The sequence below is a fragment of the Acinetobacter sp. ANC_7503 genome (assembly GCF_056780035.1).
Window position 1 is genome coordinate 193,119 of the sequence record NZ_JBWYJA010000003.1, and the last position, 17,269, is coordinate 210,387.

The following is a 17,269-nucleotide window of genomic DNA, read 5'->3' on the forward strand; positions in this document are numbered from 1 at the left end:
TATTGAAAAATGAATTATGGCTTCATCTTCAATAACGCTAATTCATTATAAAAAGTAAAAACTTTATTGTAAGATGAATTTGATTAAGAATTTATGTGTATGCAGCTATTGCTTGCTTTTATAAGGATCAAAACATGCAACAAGAAGTCATCATTGTCGGTGGTGGAATGGTCGGATTAAGCCTTGCTCTTATGCTGGCTAAAACTAACATTGCAGTGAAATTGTTAGAGGCGATCAGCTATCCTAACTATGATGATGCTAACCTTGCACCATATCATTCAAGTTTTGATGCCCGTAATAGTGCGCTGTCACGTCGAAGCGTGCAAATTTATCAAGAATTGGAAATTTGGGATTCACTGCAACAATATGCAACGCCTATTTTAGAAGTAAATATCACAGAAGAAGGAAGCTTCGGTAAGGCACGTTTAATCGCGGCTCAAGAGAAAGTAGAGAGCTTTGGTCAAGTGATTGAGAATGCATGGCTTGGACGAGTATTGTTATCAGAGGTCAAAAAAAATCCACTCATTGAGTTAATTGATGGTGTTCAAGTGACGTCGCTTAAACAGGATGAGAATTTAGCTTATCTTGAAGCATTAAAAGCGAATGAACATTTGCAGTTTCAATCCAAATTAGTCATAGCAGCAGATGGACGTGATTCTTTCTGTCGAAAAGCACTCGGTGTTGGTGCATCAGTGTGTGATTATGATCAAGTGGCGATTGTCACTACAGTGCAGACATCCAAACCTCACTCCCATGTCGGTTTTGAACGTTTCAGCCCACTTGGTCCTTTAGCATTGTTGCCTTTACCTGGTGAATACCGTCGCTCTGTTGTTTGGCCAGTGCCTAAAGGTACTGAGGGAGAGTGGCTAGGTGATGGAAATGATCAGCATTTTTTAGATGCTCTTCAAAAAACGTATGGCGATCGAGCTGGAAAATTTGAGAAAACTGGACGTAGATTTAGTTTTCCTTTGTCTCAGGTTTTGGCTGAAAAACAAGCAGTAGGACGAGTTGTACTTATGGGTAATGCTGCTCATACGATTCATCCAGTCGCAGGTCAGGGTTTTAATTTGTGTATGCGTGATGCATATGTATTGACCCGATATTTAAAACAACAAGTCATCAAAAATGCCGATTTAGGTGAAGCTGCTGTACTGAAAGAGTATGAAAAATCTCGACTCAAAGATCAGCAACGTGTGATCAAGTTTTGTGATTCTGTGGTGCGAGGCTTTAGTAATCAAAATCCAATCCTAAAATTTGTGCGAAATACAGGTCTAATGTGCTTTGAAAATATTCCAGGTATTAAGCCACTCGTTGCCAATTATGCAATGGGGTTAAAAGCATGAATGATGCTATTTTAGATGTCGTGATTGTGGGCGGTGGTTTAGTCGGAGGATTAGCTGCTTTATTGCTGGCTAAAGGTGGAGTTCAAGCGACTGTACTTGATGCAGCACCGATATTGGATCACGAGAAGACCTTAAAATCATTGAATCCTCGTGTACTTGCATTGAGTCAAGCCACTATTCATTTGCTTAAGCATGTTGATGTATGGGATAAGTTGGCTCGTCAACAACCCTACACGGGAATGCAGGTGTGGAACAAAAATGGCTTTGGTGAAATCAATTTTGGAACATCAGCGCATTCTAAACCTGATCAAGCACAAATATTAGGTTCAATGGTCGAACCAAGTATCTTGAACCTTGCGATTCAGAGCATGATGATCGACCAGATTGATGATTACCGTACTCAGATTCAAGTGAAACGTATTGAGCAAGGAAATGGTTGTTGGATTCTTCATCTCGCTGATCAAACTCAATTGAAAACGAAACTTTTAATTGGTGCGGATGGTGCAAACTCATTCGTACGTGAACAAGCCATGATTGATTTGGATGTTTTGGATTATCATCAGGCTGGTATTAGCTGTGCGATCAAGACGGAACAAGCTCATCAACATGTTGCGAGACAAATCTTCTTAGAAACAGGGCCACTGGCTTTTCTCCCAATGGCAAGTTTAGAAGATCAAGAATATGGTCATTGGCAATCCATTGTATGGACTTTACCAGATGATTATGCAGACGAATTTGCGTCACTCTCAGATGAAGATTTTGTACAATTACTGACAAGAGAGAGTCATCATATGTTGGGCAAAGTATTAGCCGCAACGCCTCGAGCAAAATTCCCACTGAAAGCACGAGCTGCTCAACGATATATTAAAAATGGCTTAGCGCTAATTGGTGATGCAGCCCATGTTATTCATCCACTTGCAGGTCAGGGGGTGAATATTGGTTGCCTTGATGCAGCAATTCTATGCGATGCGCTACTTTCGGACTACGCACGTGGCGTTTGGGCTCATGAGCAAACTTTATTGAAATATGAGCATCGCCGTAAATTTCAAAACGATGCCATGATGCATAGTATGTCTATGATTGGGTGGATGGAATCTGCTCCTGTTTTTCCTATTGTTTGGGCGAGAAACTTTGGTTTGAAACAAGTTGAAAATATCAGTGCGTTAAAATCGGCGTTTATGTCGCAAGCGAATGGTTTGAGTCAGCTCAGTAATACAAGATATCAAGTGAATTGAAATCTGATCTAAAAAGAATCATCAGTATATATTTTTTTACCAATATGATTAAAAAATATACAAATGAGGTGCTTTAGATACTATGCGAACGATAAAGAGCTTGATACATTTCTCTAAAAATCAAAGCACGTTCCAATCAGGTGCGTGAAAACATTGATGGGGAGTTTGAAATGACAGACGCAAATGATTTTGATGACAACGAAGACAGTGTTGTAGACGAAAATGAATCACAAGCAGCAGAAAAAGGTGCGGCCGTAAGTGACGTTACTGTATCTGATGCCGATGTCGCGGAAGCTGAAACATTAACAGTGACAGCTAAACTCAAACAACGTCAGGCACTGGAAGATGAAGTTGCTGCTTTTCTAGCACGTGGTGGTCGTATTACTGAAGTTCCACCTGATGAATCAATAAAAGATTAATAAAAAAGCACCATCAATATGGTGCTTTTTTTATTTTGCTTAATCATTCGCACCACTGAGCTCTAGCGCGCGTTGATATGCGACTTTCTTTTTGATTCCGGTGAGATCAGCTGCAAGTTGAGATGCTGCTTTTACAGATAAATCTTGCAATAAGCGATTGAGTAATTTATCTAATTCTTCTTGATGCATGTCTTTTTCAGTGGCTGCTCCAGCAATGACCAGTACAATTTCACCTTTTTGCTGGTGATGATCATTTGCAATAAATGATTGTAAATCTCCAAGGGTCATTTTTTTGATTGTTTCGAAGGTTTTGGTAATTTCACGTGCAAACCCGACTTCACGGTCAGCCCCGAACACAGAGACCATATCCGTTACAGAGTCTAGGATTCGATGTGGTGCCTCATAGATGATCATGGTATGCGTGTTGTCTTTCAGTTTATTTAATTGAATAAGACGTTGTGATTGTTTCGAAGATAGAAATCCTTCAAAACTAAAGTGATCACTGGGTAGACCTACAGCGCTTAATGCTGCAATAGCTGCACATGCACCTGGAACAGGAACGACACGAATACCATGCTCCTGAGCTGCACGAACCAATTTAAAACCAGGATCACTAATCAATGGTGTACCTGCATCACTGACGAGTGCAACATTTTCACCATTTTTTAACTTATCGATAATTATATCAATTTTGTTACTTTCATTGTGATCATGGCACGCTGTAAGCGGAGTTGAGATATTATAGTGTTTCATTAAAAGAGCGGACTGACGTGTGTCTTCTGCCGCGATAAGAGAGACAGACTTTAAAACATCAATTGCTCTATAAGTCATGTCATCTAAGTGCCCAATTGGCGTCGCTACAACAAATAACTGAGCACTCATAAGGTTTCTCCATGTTGGATCTATTAAGAATAAAAAAAGAATTCATTGGTATTGGCTTATGTGGAATGATTTTCCAAGCCCAAGCGGAAGTATTGGTTATTTTACCTGATTCAGGCCCTATGGCGCGAGCAAGTAATAGTATTAAAAATGGTATTGATGAGGCTTATCAAAAGTCTAAAAGTGAAATGCCAATAAGATATGTCAATTCGGATCAAAAACGATTAAAAGAGATCCTAAAGATGCAAGTCAGTCAAAACACCAAACTTATTATTGGTCCATTAGCCAGACAGGATGTCGAAGCAATAATGAAAGAACCGCTTAAAATTCCTGTTTTAGCACTTAATGAAGTTCCTTCTAAGCATGCAAAAGTGTGGCAGTTTAGTTTATCGAAAACTGATGATGCTCAAGTTTTAATTAAACAGATTGAAAGTGATCGAGTTCAGCATCTCTATATCTTGCGTGAGTCTGGTACTGAGTCTGAGAGCTTAAGCTTTGTAAATGCCGTGTTTAAAAATTTTCATGGTAAATTTTCTCTAGTCCAACAATTGCCTGATATAAAGTCAAATGAAGGTGTGTTGCTTTTAGGCAGTATGGCGTGGATCAACTCATTGAAGAATAAGCCTTCAAAACGTTTGTATGTTCAGGCTTTTGCTATTGATCATAATATGGATATTCCGAAGGGAACTAAATTCTGTGATGTTCCAGTCATGGTTCAATTTTTAAAAAAACCTAATCAAACAACAGAAAATACTGCTGCATTCCAACGTCTCAATGCCTTCGGTCAAGATGTTTGGCGTTTGGCGGATTTGATGTTGAAAACGAAGAATCCTGATCAGATATCAATTCAAGGTCAGACTGGGCATTTGAGTTTTAAAGAGCATCGGATCGAAAGAAAACCTGCGTGTTTCGAGAAAACATGGTTTAGATTAAAAAATATTTAAGAGGACTTAAATGGATGAGTTCTCAACAATTAGGTATATGGGCTGAAGACCAAACTGAAAAAATCTTGATCTCACAGGGTTATATTGTGCTGGCTCGAAATTTTCATTCTCTTTATGGTGAGATAGATCTGATTGCTCAACGTGATCTTGAGCTTATATTTGTTGAGGTCAAAGCCAGATCAAAAACAACCTATGCTTCAGCCCTAGAATCAATATCATCGAGCAAGCAAATTAAAATTGCGAAAACAGCAATGTCATTTCTTCAAAAATTTCCAAGCTATACAGAGTTTTATTATCGTTTTGATGTGTTTTGTTTTGATTTTCATAAAAAAATTGCAAAACCGTTACAGCATGAAATTTCTGATATGGATTATGATCTTGAGTGGATTGAAAATGCATTTACAATAAATGCAGACTTGATTAATCTATGAACCGAATGAGCTAAGCCATTTCCAACAATAGAAAAAATTCAAGTTTCACGAGGAGACGGATTGAGTGTTGAAGCGTATTGTAATTTCGATGGCGTGTGTTGCTAGTCTTTCAGGCTGTGCAAGTTTTATTTCAGGTGGAACTGGCGCAGAACCAGTTGGGGTGGTGAGTGGAGCTCGTTCTTTAGGTCAGGTATTTATTGACTCTTCAATTGAACGTACAGCAAAGATCAATTTATACAAATTGGATGCTCGTTTTAAACAATCTCGAGTCAATGTGAATAGCTTTCACAGTAATGTCTTGTTAACAGGTCAAGTGCCTGATGCGCATTTGAAACAGTTAGCAGAAGATAACGTTCGAGCGATGAGTGATGTGAAATCTATTCATAATTACATCACAGTTGGTCCTCAAATTGGTTACTCTACCATCATGCAAGATGCGACTGCGACAGCGAATACACGTGGCTTAATTATGCGTGCGCCAGTTGTTTCAGACAGTAAAGTCTTGGTTCATACTGAAGATGGCGTGTTATATGTGATGGGACGCTTAAATACAGCTGAAGAGCAAGATCTCATTGAAGTTTTACAACGAGTAGGGAATGTCACGAAAATTGTTACTTTGATTGATAACGTGGAATCTGCTCAAGTAGGCGCAGGTGTTCAATCATCATCACTTATGAACCCTTCAGCGGTGAGTACTCAACCTTATGTTGAAACACCCGTCGCAATTGATCCTGATGCTGGTGTTAGTTACCAATAATGTCGAATAAGATTGCGCAATTTTTTCCGAAATCAGTTCAGTTAAAACTTACCCAGTTGAATCAAAAACTGAATGCTTTTCGCCCATATAATTTGGGTGGTTTGGCATTAAATCAATTGACCTCAAATAAAGGCTATTCTGTAAAAAGAAATATTGCTTATGGTCTTAAAGCTCGGCAACGACTGGATCTTTATGTTTGCCAAGCGCCAGCGAATAAACCTTTAGTTATATTCGTGCATGGTGGTGCATGGAGTAGAGGAAGTAAGGACGATTACAAGTTTCTTGGAGAAAGTTTGACACGTGCTGGATATAACCTCGCCGTAATAAACTATCATCTGGCGCCAGAACATATTTTTCCTCGTTACGTAACTGACCTTGCAGATTCAATTCAATATTTAATCAAAAGTGCTGATAAATATGGTATTTGTGCAGATCAAATAGCGCTTATCGGACATTCTGCTGGTGCTTTTAATGTGATGTCACTGATTTACCATCCTTCATTCATTGACTTTGAAGGACGAGATCGAATTAAAGCGTTGATTGGTTTGGCTGGACCCTATCACTTTAACTATCTAGGTGATCATTTATCTGAACATGCATTCGATAAAGCAGTAAATTTCAAAGCGGTGATGCCATACTATTTTGTAGAGAAAAATAATATTCAGCACTATATTTTTCTAGCAGATCAAGATACGTTGGTAAAAGATCATAATTCTGAAGAGATGCATCAAGCACTGTTAGCTGTAGAGAATCATAGCCAGCTCATTCGGGTGCCTCGTACTGGACATGTATCAATCATGGCAACAACTGCCACATTATTTGATCGACTCTTCAAAACTCGATCTCTCATCCTGAAAGTTTTAGAAGAGTCCTTCAAATAAATCTATAACGATTCGGATTTGAGTTATTCAGATTTGAAAGGAGTATTGTGAATGACATGTTGAATCATGGCATGCGCAATACTTCCTGCAAATGGAATTTCTGGTAAGTCATCAAATTTAAAGAATTGGGCATCACTAATTTCATCTTCTTGAAGCACAATTTCACCTGAATCATACTCGGCTCGAAAAGCAATCATTAAATTACTTGGGAATGGCCAAGGTTGGCTGGCAAGATATTGAATATTTTTAACGTTTAGACCAATTTCTTCCATGGTTTCGCGTTGCACAGCCTCTTCTAAAGTTTCACCAACTTCGACAAAACCTGCAATCAAACCATACATATTGGATTTATTTTTTGCATTTTTCGCGAGCAAAATTTCATTGTCACCTCGTGTAATTACCGTAATGACACAAGGTTGAACACGAGGGTATTGGTGATAATTACATGCTGGGCAGATCATGGCATATTCTGAACGGTGCACATCTGTTACTGTACCGCAATGACTGCAAAATTTATGATTACGACGCCATTCTAATAATTGAACTGCTCGACTCGCTTGTTCAAATTGTTGCTTAGACCATTGAGTGATCAACTGTCGGATTGGCACAAGTTGATAACCTTTAGGAATTGCTTCTTCAATATGTAGATCTCGTGCAATTACTTGATCACCAGATTGGAAAATCAGATCACTCTCTAAACGTTCAACACGTGGTAATTGGAAGTTTTCATCGACGAGAAGTTGATGTTGTTTAAAAATATAAGCAACAGAGAGTTCAGACATTAGGCAACCGCTTTAATTTTTTGACTGCTGATGAGTGCAGTCTCAGATACTGATTTATGAATAGGATAATCATACTTCAAGCCATCAAGATGAAGTTCTAGACTGGCAAGCACATCTAGAATGTGCTGAAGTTGTTGGTGGGTGAGTGATTTCTGAATATCGTAATAGTGTTCAACCGCCTCAGCACTATTTTTTAGCGCATTACTTAATATTTGAGCATCAAGAAATAGAGCAGCACCGCTTAATTGTCTTAAATTGGTTGTGATGTTTAATAAATCATTTGTGTCTTGAGCATCATTGTTTTGAAAAAGTTTATCGCCTAGTTCTTGCAAGAGAATTCGAGCTTCTTTTTGCAGCGTTTCATGCGCATCATCTAACCGATCCAGTGATATATTCATATTATTCACATCAAGTTGAATGCGAGTTGGTGCAAAATTTCGCTTCAAAATCCCGATAGAGTTCATAGCCGACAGCATGCTGTTCATTAATCGTTGAGCAAAATCGGCATTTTGTTGAATATAGGTTCGATGAAAATGCTCTGCTTGCAGTTTCATTTCTGCATAAGCTTCATTAAGATTCATCACTAAAAAGATATTTGCCATACGATAGAGCTTTAAGCGAATATCTAAAATTTGATCGTCAGTAAAACTTTGATAGTGACTTTCAATATCTAACCTTAATTGATTCAATTCTTCTGTAATCAAGTGAGCAACGGTATCGATTGTTCTTTGATCAGGTCCAAACAGATGGCGACTAAAAATTTGTAGTTGAACATCAGTCAAAATGTTGTCCGAGATTTGAAAATACTCACGAAGCATTTGTGAATCGTAGTTTTCTTGGCTAATACAAATCGCTAAAGCATTAGCAAAGTCAGTTTCATCGACCTGAAAATGCTGGGGTGCATTTAAAAACTCTCGGATCTGACTGCCAACTTTAGCCAACCATTTTAGGCGTGCATCACTGAGAATGAGTTGGTCAAGTTGATTAAATGCGATTTGCATCAGAAGCCAATATTGTTGACTCGGTGTTTCAAGAGAGAGCAGTGCTATATGATCTACAATGAGTTTAAAACGATCAAAATAGTCTTCAGTTTCATTTTGCGTCACTAATTTTATTAAACAATCTTTATATAGTGTATTCCAATAATCAGATGAATTAATCTGATTCGATGAAGCTTGCGGTGTTAAAGTTAATTGTTTCTGAGTGGTCTGAATTCCATTACCCAAAGCTGTGCAAGGGATGTTCAATACTCGCTCAAGATGGTTAAGTGTATCTAAGAGAAATTGGGGGACATCGACTTCACGTAAGCAAATAAATTCGATATATCGCTTTAGCATCGTTGTACCATCACTTAATGCAGCAGCGTATTTCAGGTTTTTTGCAGTTGGATTTTGCATCATCTTTGACATGACTTGCGCGCAGTAGTGTGCAAGTTGTGCGAGATGAGGAAGCTGGATCATGGCAAAAACTTGATTGGATTGTTCAAGTCGAATGAATGAGTCATCTATCCCAAAAGGAAGTGTTTGATCCTCAATAAGCTCTGATACTGTATTTTCGACCTGATCGATGATTTGATCAATTTCTTTTTTAACAATAAGTAATGCTGTAGGGTCAAAATAAATTGAACTTTGATAAGACATCGATCGAAACCTATGTTGGCCGTTAATTTTGCTCAGACCCAGATAAGGGGAATTTTTGCTCTAAATGAATATAGCCGAACTGATCGTACTTTACAAAATGAATCAAGCAGATGGAAGATTATTTAGCAAATAAGCACGGCTCGCCATTTTTTTCTTGGTAATCTTCGATCCATTTTTGGTGTGCTGCTAATTCCTCATCAGAAGCATAAATGATTGGTAAATCTACCTCAATTTTTTGGTACTGATTTTGTCCAGTTTCAGAATGATGATCATGCGCTGAGAGTGCATCGATATCAAATGAAACTTGACCACCTGTCATGGCTAAATAAACATCTGACAGAATTTCTGCATCCAGTAAAGCACCGTGGAAGGTACGATCACGCTGTGGAACTTCGTAGCGCTTCACTAATGCATCCAATGAGTTCTTTTGACCTGGATGTTTCGCTTTTGCCATTGCAAGTGTATCAGTCACTGTGCAGACTTCTGAAAGCGTACCAAAGCCAGCACGTTTGAACTCCATATCTAAGAAGTTCATATCGAAAGTTGCGTTGTGTGCGATAATTTCTGCACCTTTTAAGTACTTGTACAGTTCAGCAGCGATTTCTTCAAATATAGGTTTATCTTTCAAAAAATCATCAGAAATACCGTGAATTGCTTCAGATTCACCGACTGGTTTTTTGGGATTGATATAAATGTGAATTGAACTTCCTGTCAGTTTACGATTGATCATTTCAATCGCACCCACCTCGATAATACGGTCTGTATCTTGATAATAAAAACCTGTAGTTTCCGTATCTAAAATCAGTTGGCGTGGTCCTTGTAAATTTAAACGAGCAGGCGTGACCACAATATGTGGATGCGATTTTTCAGCTAACTGAGGAACGCTTTGATCTACAGATTCAGAACCTAAGTCCTGTGCATCAACTGTCTTAATAATATCCTTAATAATATCTGAGGAGTTTGAGGTGACTTCGTCCGTGCGGTATTTAGCTTGATCATCATTTTGTGCTAAATCAATTTCCACTTCTTCTTCGACTTCTTCATCTTGATCATTGAGATCTAAACCAAACGGATCATTGAGCAACCAATCTTCAGACTGTTTTTTTTTATCATTCGCTTGCAGGGAATTTTTTAATTGTTCAGCCGTTTGGTCAGCGCCTTGATTAGCTAACTGATCTGCCATTTCATTGCCTGGATGTCCTGCATGACCTTTAATCCAGTTCCATTCAATGTCTCGACCTTGACAAACTTGATCCAAAGTTTGCCATAAATCAGGATTTTTTACGTCTTTCCAATTTTTCTTTTTCCAACCACTGATCCATTCAGTAATACCGCGTTTTACATAGTTTGAGTCTGTCCAAATGATAAGCTTTGTATCAACAGGACAAAATTTGATTCCTTCGATTGCAGCGGTTAACTCCATACGATTATTGGTCGTGTCTGGTTCACCACCACATATTTTATGTTCTGTATCCTTAGTGATGATGTAAGCACCCCAGCCACCTAGCCCAGGATTACCACGACATGCGCCATCAACATAAAGTGTTATTTCAGACATAGTTTGAACCAATCAATCGAATAAAGTGTTGAACATCAAGTTCGGAAATTTTATTGTATACGTAAATGCGAAACATCAGTGCGATAACTGGATATTTTTTAATGTCTTGTAACATTTATAAGCAATTACTCATCAAGAAGAGACTTGCCTGAACAACGAGCTCCTCTAAAATGGCTTATATACAATAAATTTACTATGCGTCTTTCGGAATTTGTATGTCTAAAACAACCACCGCAGTGTGGCAGCCATCTGCAACTTTTTTATTTAAAATTTCAGTAATTACTTCCGCAGTAACCGGATTAGGCGTAATGACTGGCTGTACAGCGAGTCCCACTTCTGCAAAGACGCAAAAGTCGAATCAACTCGGCATGTTAGATGCCAGTAGCTTAGATTCACTTGAAGATCTTTTATCTGCAACTGATATGCGTGCAGTTGAAGGTGATCGTTTACTTATTTTAAAACACGGCGATGTTTGGAAACGTATGACCGTTGGTTTTAAAATGGATGAAACAAAGTGGGATCCACGGATTGATGCTCAAAGAAGTTGGTTTATTACGCGTCAGCCTTATCTGGATCGTTTATCCGCTCGAGCTTCTCGTTATCTTTATCATACTGTAAAGGAAGCAGAGCGCCGTGGATTACCCACTGAACTTGCTTTACTTCCCGTCATTGAGAGTTCCTATGATCCAGCTGCAACGAGTTCAGCGGCAGCTGCAGGGATGTGGCAATTCATCCCAAGTACAGGTCGTATTTATGGATTAAGACAGACCAATTTGTATGATGGACGTCGTGATGTAGTTGAGTCTACACGTGCAGCCTACGAGTTTTTAGGAAGTTTATATAACCAATTCGGTTCATGGGAATTAGCTTTAGCGGCTTATAACGCTGGTCCTGGACGTATTCAACAAGCGATTAACCGTAATAAGGCTGCTGGCTTGCCTACAGATTATTGGTCATTACGTTTGCCTCAAGAGACAATGAACTATGTTCCACGTTTCCTTGCGGTTGCACAGATTATCAAATCCCCTGAAAAGTATGGCGTCAGATTACCACCAATTGCGAATCGTCCTCACTTTAGAGAAGTTCCAGTTCCAGCAGGTGCGAGTTTAAACGAAATTGCTTCTCTGACAGGCTTAAGTCGTGCAGAACTTTATCAACTGAATCCAGGGCATCGTGGTGATATCATTGATCCTCAAAGTCCACAGCGAATTTTAATTCCAGCAGATTTAAATCCAAATATTGATCGTAAACTGAAAGCACTCAAACCAAGCAGTACAGGTCTATGGACGAGCGCTTCAAGCCCTGTTTCTACATCTACGCCAGCAACCACAATTACAACGACAGTAAATACACCAAAAGCTTCAAATGCTTCCGTATTGGCAACTCAAACAGTGAAGCCAGTTAATAATACTCAAACAGCTTCAGTTTCTACAACAATTTCAACTTCGAAGGGTAGGACTCCTTCTGGTTCTGATGCATTGGCAGCTTTTGCTGCTTCGGCAGTGGTGCCAAGCGCACCTCGTATACCTGTTGCTGTTACACCGGCGCAAAATGTTAAACCTGTACGTGTCGAACCCGAAATCACTGCTGAAGAAAAAGCCAAAATCTTAGCTTCAATTGCACCTGAAAAAACTACAACAACTACGAGTTCTGATCAAATTATTGCCTCGGTCATTGAACCACAGGCCACTGAAGCAGAAAAAGCGGAAGTCGTTAGAGAGATTAGCGCCATTGCACCTCAAGGTACTGAGATTGTCGATCCGTTGGATGGCAAGATTAAATTAACTGCGATTCAAACAAGTCAATCTGTGGCAGCAGGACAAGGTTCAGAAGTTAAAGTTGGCTTTGCTTATCCTAAATCTGTGGCAGAAAGTACATTGCCTACTTCTGAGGAAGCCCAGCTTAATCAAGGTAAGGCATTTAAGAAAACTGAAAGTGAAGTGGTTGTAGAACCACCTAAGGGTAAGCGTAGTACGTATACGGTACTCCCTGGTGACACGCTAGCAATTATTGCAATGAAAAACGGCGTAAGTTGGAGAGATATTGCAAAATGGAACCAAGTAGATCCAAATGCAACCTTATATGTAGGTGCGACTCTATATCTCTACGATGCTAAACCAGTAGCATCTGCTCAGAAAACGGATATAAAGCCAGCAAGTTATATTGTAAAAGCAAATGATAGTCTGACTAGTGTTGCAAACCAGTTTGATTTGAGTGTCCAACAATTGGCTGAATTGAATGGTCTAACTATCAATAGTAATTTACTGGTTGGGCAGAAGTTAAATCTAATCCAGTCTCAAGCATCTAAATCAAGCAAAACAGAACAAGCGGTAACAAAGGTTCAAACGAAATCTTATACGGTTAAACGTGGCGAATACTTAAAGTTAATCGCTGATCGATACGGACTTTCGACTCAAGAGTTAGCGTCATTAAGCTCAGGACTGAAAGCTGATAGTAGCCTGTACGCGGGTCAAAAAATTAATGTTCCTTTAGAAGAAGTGCAATCTGCTACAGCTTCATCAACAACTCGCGCGAGTAATGCTAAAACTGTACCTGAAATTCAGACTGAAACTTACCGCGTACAACGAGGAGATACGTTGTACAACATTGCAAATGCGAATAAGTTAACCGTTGTTGAGTTGGCGACACTGAATAATTTGGATATTGAAAAAGGATTGATGGTTGGTCAAACCATTAAAGTACCAGTGGGATCTAAAGTACCAGAGCAATATGTTGTTCAATCAGGTGATAGCCTGAATGCCATTGCGAGCAAATATAATCTTTCTGTCGCACAGTTAGCAGAAATGAATGGCTTGCGAACGAATGCAGGATTGCAAGTTGGGCAAAAGCTGAATTTGAAAGAAGATGAAAATAAAGCTTCAACTAAGCAGAGTTCGACACGAAATAATTCGGCTGCTGAGAAAGTAGAGTCTCACACTGTGAAGAGTGGAGAGACCTTAGCAAGTATTGCGCGACAATATGATATGCCGCTTCAATCATTACTTACGCTGAATGATCTAAATGCGAGATCAGTCCTTCAAATTGGTCAAAAATTAAAAGTAAGTCGCGATGTTGAAAAGGCGGCTACGAGTACTGAAAAAACACCAGTCCGTCAATCAAAATCGCGTGATACAGAGGATTATGCTGTCAAATCAGGTGAGTCTCTCCATGTTATTGCTACACGATTTGATATGACTGCAAAAGAACTTGCAGATCTAAATAAGTTGAACCTACGTGCTGGATTGCAAAGAGGTCAAATTATTCAAGTTCCTAAAGTGGTCACAGATTATAAAGTCCGTAGTGGTGATTCCCTGTACAGAATTGCGAATCGATTTGGTATAGACATTGATCAGCTTGCAGAAATGAATGGTTTGAAACCAAACACACCTTTACAGATTGGTGCTACGATTAAAGTTCCACATTCTTAAGTCTGCTTAAGCAATCAGGAATTTCATATCGAGATGTGCATTTCATCAACTTTGTCAAAAGCAAAGTTTATTTTCCTCTTCTTGCCCATTCATATCAGTGCATGGGCAAATCTTCAAACGACGCCTTATATTGCTTTACAGTCAAAACCGAAATATCTGAATTTAGATGCGATGCCATATGCCAACCCAGACGCACCAAAGGGTGGAAAGTTGGTGAAAGCGGCTGATGGGACATTTGATAATCTAAACGGTATGAATGGGCAAGGAAGTTGGGTTGAAGGTACAAATTACTTGTTCGATACGCTATTTTCCAAGTCATTAGATGAACCAAATGTGTTTTATCCACTTTTGGCTGAGAAAATTCAGTTTGATCCAAGCCGAACAAAATTTGTGATTTTTCATTTAAATCCACGTGCTCGATTTAGTGATGGATCTCCTGTACTTGCTGAGGATGTCAAATTCACGTTTGAAATGTATTTAACAAAAACCAATCCCGGTTTACAGATGTATTTGTCTGATTTAGATAAAATTCAGGTTCTGTCTAAACATGCCGTAAAAATGGTATTTAAATCAGAAAGTAATACTGAAATGCCAGCAATACTTTCACAGATGCCCATTTTTTCTAAAAAGGATTGGCAATCTAAAGATTTTAGTCGAGCAACACTCAAACCCATTTTAGGATCAGGGCCATATACAATTAAAAATCTTGATGCTGGTCGTAGTATTACCTATCAGCGTAATCCCCATTATTGGGCTAAGGATTTGCTTGTAAATCGTGGTCGTTATAATTTTGATCAAATTAAATATGTTTATTACCGTAGTTCGGACATTGCATTTGAAGGATTTAAAGCTGGACAATATACATTTCACCAAGAGAAATTTGCTCGTAAATGGAAGACGGAATACAACTTTCCAGCATTTAACTCAGGGTTGGTTAAAAAATATAGTGTAGCTTTAAAAAATCCTGCTCCGACACAAAGTATCGTTTTTAACACACGAAAAAAACCGCTAAACGATATCTATTTTAGACAAGCAATGACCTATGCTTATGACTTTGAATGGCAAAATAAAGCATTGTTTTATCAACAATATCAACGTTTACAAAGTCATTTTCAGTTTAGTGAGCTCGAAGCAAAGTCAGTCCCAAGTCCAAAAGAGTTAACAATATTAAAACCTTATTTATCTCGGTTGCATCCTTTACAACGAGAAGGGGTATTAAAAGCGTGGAAATATCCCATCACTGATGGTACAGGCTACAATCGTAAAGGCTTACTCACTGCTCGGAAAATTTTAATTGAGCAGGGGTATTCATTTAAAAATGGTAGTTTGCATGCGCGTGATGGAAAACCAATTCAATTAGAATTGCTTCTTCATCAAGAAGGCTTACAACGGACGCTCATGCCTTATATTCGAAATTTAAAAAAATTGGGTATTCAGGTTTCGATTCGGCAAGTCGATATGCCTCAATATTTACAGCGGATGCGTCAATATGATTTTGATTTAACCACGATGGTGATGCCGCAATCGCTTAATCCTGGGAATGAGCAAGCGCAATTTTGGAGCAGTCATGCTGCAAATGAAGAGGGAAATTATAATTTTTCTGGTGTAAAAAATAGCGTTATAGATGGAATTATACAACGTATTATCCATGCGCCTAATCGTGAAAAATTAATATTAAATACACGTATCTTGGATCGTTTATTACGTGCAGGATATTATCAGATACTTACTTATGGAAATGATCGTGAATGGTATGCGTATTGGAATATGTATAAACAACCACAGATTAAACCCAAACTCGCTGTTGGTGAAGATTATTGGTGGGTAGATCAACAGCAAGCTCGCAAAGTGTCTGCTTATCTTGGTCGAAGTAAAGGCTCACGTTAAAGGTTAAATTTATGGGTCTTTATATACTTAAACGACTTTTGCTGATCATTCCCACTTTATTTTTGATAATGCTGATCAATTTCGCCGTCGTTCAAATTGCTCCTGGTGGACCTGTAGAACAGGCAATACAGAGAGCTGAACAGTTTCAAGGCATTGGTGTTGTGTCTGGTTCGACATCTCATATCAATGAAGTCCAGAGTCATTATCAGGGTACACGAGGACTCAGTCCTGAAATGGTCGAGCAGATCAAAGCGCAATATGGATTTGACCGCCCTGTGCATGAGCGCTTTTTTCTAATGCTAAAAGGATATTTTCAACTCGATTTTGGAACGAGCTTTTTTAAAAATAAATCAGTAACAACATTAATTTTGGAAAAAATGCCAGTCACGATCTCCCTTGGCTTATGGAGTACCTTACTGATCTACAGTATCGCCATTCCTCTAGGGATTAGAAAAGCGAATAAACATGGCGGTCTGTTTGATCAAACGACCTCCCTAGTATTGGCCGTAGGTTATGCAGTGCCAATTTTTGTATTTGCTATTCTGCTTATTATGATTTTTTCGGGGGGATCGTATTTGCAATGGTTTCCATTACAAGGATTGGTCTCTGAGAATTTCGCTGAACTCAGCTTCATTGATAAAGTAAAAGATTATTTTTGGCATCTTACATTGCCTGTCCTTACTATTATATTAGGTGGATTTGCGACCCTCACATATCTAACAAAATACTCTTTTATGGAAGAATTAAATAAACAATATGTGACGGCAGCTCGTGCTAAAGGTCTGACCGAGCCACGCGTTTTATACAATCATGTTTTCCGTAACGCCATGTTGATCGTTATAGCAGGATTACCTGAAGCACTGATCGGAATTTTTTTTGTTGGCAATCTATTTGTAGAAATTATATTTAATCTTGATGGTTTGGGATTGCTCGGATTTGAGGCAATTCAGCAGCGTGATTATCCTGTAATTTTTGGAACATTGTTTATCTTTACGTTGGTCGGTCTAATTTTGAGATTACTCAGTGATGTTCTATATCAATTGATTGATCCAAGAATCAATTTTGATCGTCAAGGAGCATAAAAA

At 38.7% G+C, this 17,269-nt stretch carries 14 protein-coding genes; 10 read left to right on the forward strand and 4 right to left on the reverse strand.

Annotation, left to right across the window (positions count from 1 at the left end; all coding sequences use genetic code 11):
• Positions 1-134: 134 nt before the first annotated feature.
• From AC1M9M_RS06080 to AC1M9M_RS06090, 3 genes are all read left to right on the forward strand, one after another.
• Entirely contained in the window at positions 135-1,343 is a 1,209-nt protein-coding gene (locus tag AC1M9M_RS06080) for an FAD-dependent oxidoreductase (RefSeq protein WP_481595863.1), read from the forward strand.
• On the forward strand, positions 1,340-2,578 hold the full coding sequence (locus AC1M9M_RS06085) for an FAD-dependent monooxygenase (protein ID WP_481595864.1): 1,239 nt from the start codon (positions 1,340-1,342) through the stop codon (positions 2,576-2,578). Before AC1M9M_RS06080 ends, AC1M9M_RS06085 begins: the two co-directional genes overlap by 4 nt.
• 170 nt (positions 2,579-2,748) lie before the next feature.
• On the forward strand, positions 2,749-2,997 hold the full coding sequence (locus tag AC1M9M_RS06090) for a hypothetical protein (RefSeq protein ID WP_035269751.1): 249 nt from the start codon (positions 2,749-2,751) through the stop codon (positions 2,995-2,997).
• Positions 2,998-3,036: 39 nt separating this feature from the next.
• Here the strand turns inward: AC1M9M_RS06090 and rsmI are convergent, their stop codons facing one another.
• On the reverse strand, positions 3,037-3,879 hold the full coding sequence (rsmI, locus tag AC1M9M_RS06095; RefSeq protein ID WP_481595865.1) for a 16S rRNA (cytidine(1402)-2'-O)-methyltransferase: 843 nt from the start codon (positions 3,877-3,879) through the stop codon (positions 3,037-3,039).
• Between the two features lie 11 nt (positions 3,880-3,890).
• On the opposite strand from rsmI, the gene AC1M9M_RS06100 reads away from it, so the two are divergent.
• The 4 genes from AC1M9M_RS06100 to AC1M9M_RS06115 all read left to right on the forward strand — a co-directional run bounded on the left by AC1M9M_RS06100 (position 3,891) and on the right by AC1M9M_RS06115 (position 6,889).
• Positions 3,891-4,820, forward strand: coding sequence for a penicillin-binding protein activator (locus AC1M9M_RS06100; protein ID WP_481595866.1), 930 nt, complete (start codon positions 3,891-3,893; stop codon positions 4,818-4,820).
• A 14-nt stretch (positions 4,821-4,834) separates the two neighbouring features.
• Positions 4,835-5,251, forward strand: coding sequence for a YraN family protein (locus AC1M9M_RS06105; RefSeq protein WP_180027924.1), 417 nt, complete (start codon positions 4,835-4,837; stop codon positions 5,249-5,251).
• A gap of 64 nt (positions 5,252-5,315) precedes the next feature.
• On the forward strand, positions 5,316-6,008 hold the full coding sequence (locus AC1M9M_RS06110; protein ID WP_035266827.1) for a BON domain-containing protein: 693 nt from the start codon (positions 5,316-5,318) through the stop codon (positions 6,006-6,008).
• Positions 6,008-6,889, forward strand: coding sequence for an alpha/beta hydrolase (locus tag AC1M9M_RS06115; protein ID WP_092766808.1), 882 nt, complete (start codon positions 6,008-6,010; stop codon positions 6,887-6,889). The genes AC1M9M_RS06110 and AC1M9M_RS06115 overlap by 1 nt, the downstream gene beginning before the upstream one ends.
• Positions 6,890-6,912: 23 nt before the next feature.
• On the opposite strand, the gene nudC is transcribed toward AC1M9M_RS06115, so the two are convergent.
• From nudC to dnaQ, 3 genes are all read right to left on the reverse strand, one after another.
• On the reverse strand, positions 6,913-7,671 hold the full coding sequence (gene nudC / locus AC1M9M_RS06120; RefSeq protein WP_481595867.1) for an NAD(+) diphosphatase: 759 nt from the start codon (positions 7,669-7,671) through the stop codon (positions 6,913-6,915).
• Positions 7,671-9,311, reverse strand: coding sequence for a chemotaxis protein (locus AC1M9M_RS06125; protein WP_481595868.1), 1,641 nt, complete (start codon positions 9,309-9,311; stop codon positions 7,671-7,673). The genes nudC and AC1M9M_RS06125 overlap by 1 nt, the downstream gene beginning before the upstream one ends.
• A 118-nt stretch (positions 9,312-9,429) precedes the next feature.
• Complete coding sequence (dnaQ, locus tag AC1M9M_RS06130) at positions 9,430-10,869, reverse strand: DNA polymerase III subunit epsilon (protein ID WP_481595869.1); 1,440 nt, start codon at positions 10,867-10,869, stop codon at positions 9,430-9,432.
• A gap of 215 nt (positions 10,870-11,084) precedes the next feature.
• On the opposite strand from dnaQ, the gene AC1M9M_RS06135 reads away from it, so the two are divergent.
• The 3 genes from AC1M9M_RS06135 to AC1M9M_RS06145 are packed head-to-tail and all read left to right on the forward strand — an operon-like array spanning position 11,085 to position 17,266.
• Positions 11,085-14,297 (forward strand): LysM peptidoglycan-binding domain-containing protein, encoded by a 3,213-nt coding sequence (locus AC1M9M_RS06135; RefSeq protein ID WP_481595870.1) that lies wholly within the window; start codon positions 11,085-11,087, stop codon positions 14,295-14,297.
• A 33-nt stretch (positions 14,298-14,330) separates the two neighbouring features.
• A complete protein-coding gene (locus tag AC1M9M_RS06140; protein WP_481595871.1) occupies positions 14,331-16,184 on the forward strand; it encodes an extracellular solute-binding protein in 1,854 nt (617 codons plus the stop codon).
• Positions 16,185-16,195: 11 nt separating this feature from the next.
• Positions 16,196-17,266 (forward strand): microcin C ABC transporter permease YejB, encoded by a 1,071-nt coding sequence (locus AC1M9M_RS06145; RefSeq protein WP_481595872.1) that lies wholly within the window; start codon positions 16,196-16,198, stop codon positions 17,264-17,266.
• Positions 17,267-17,269 lie beyond the last annotated feature (3 nt).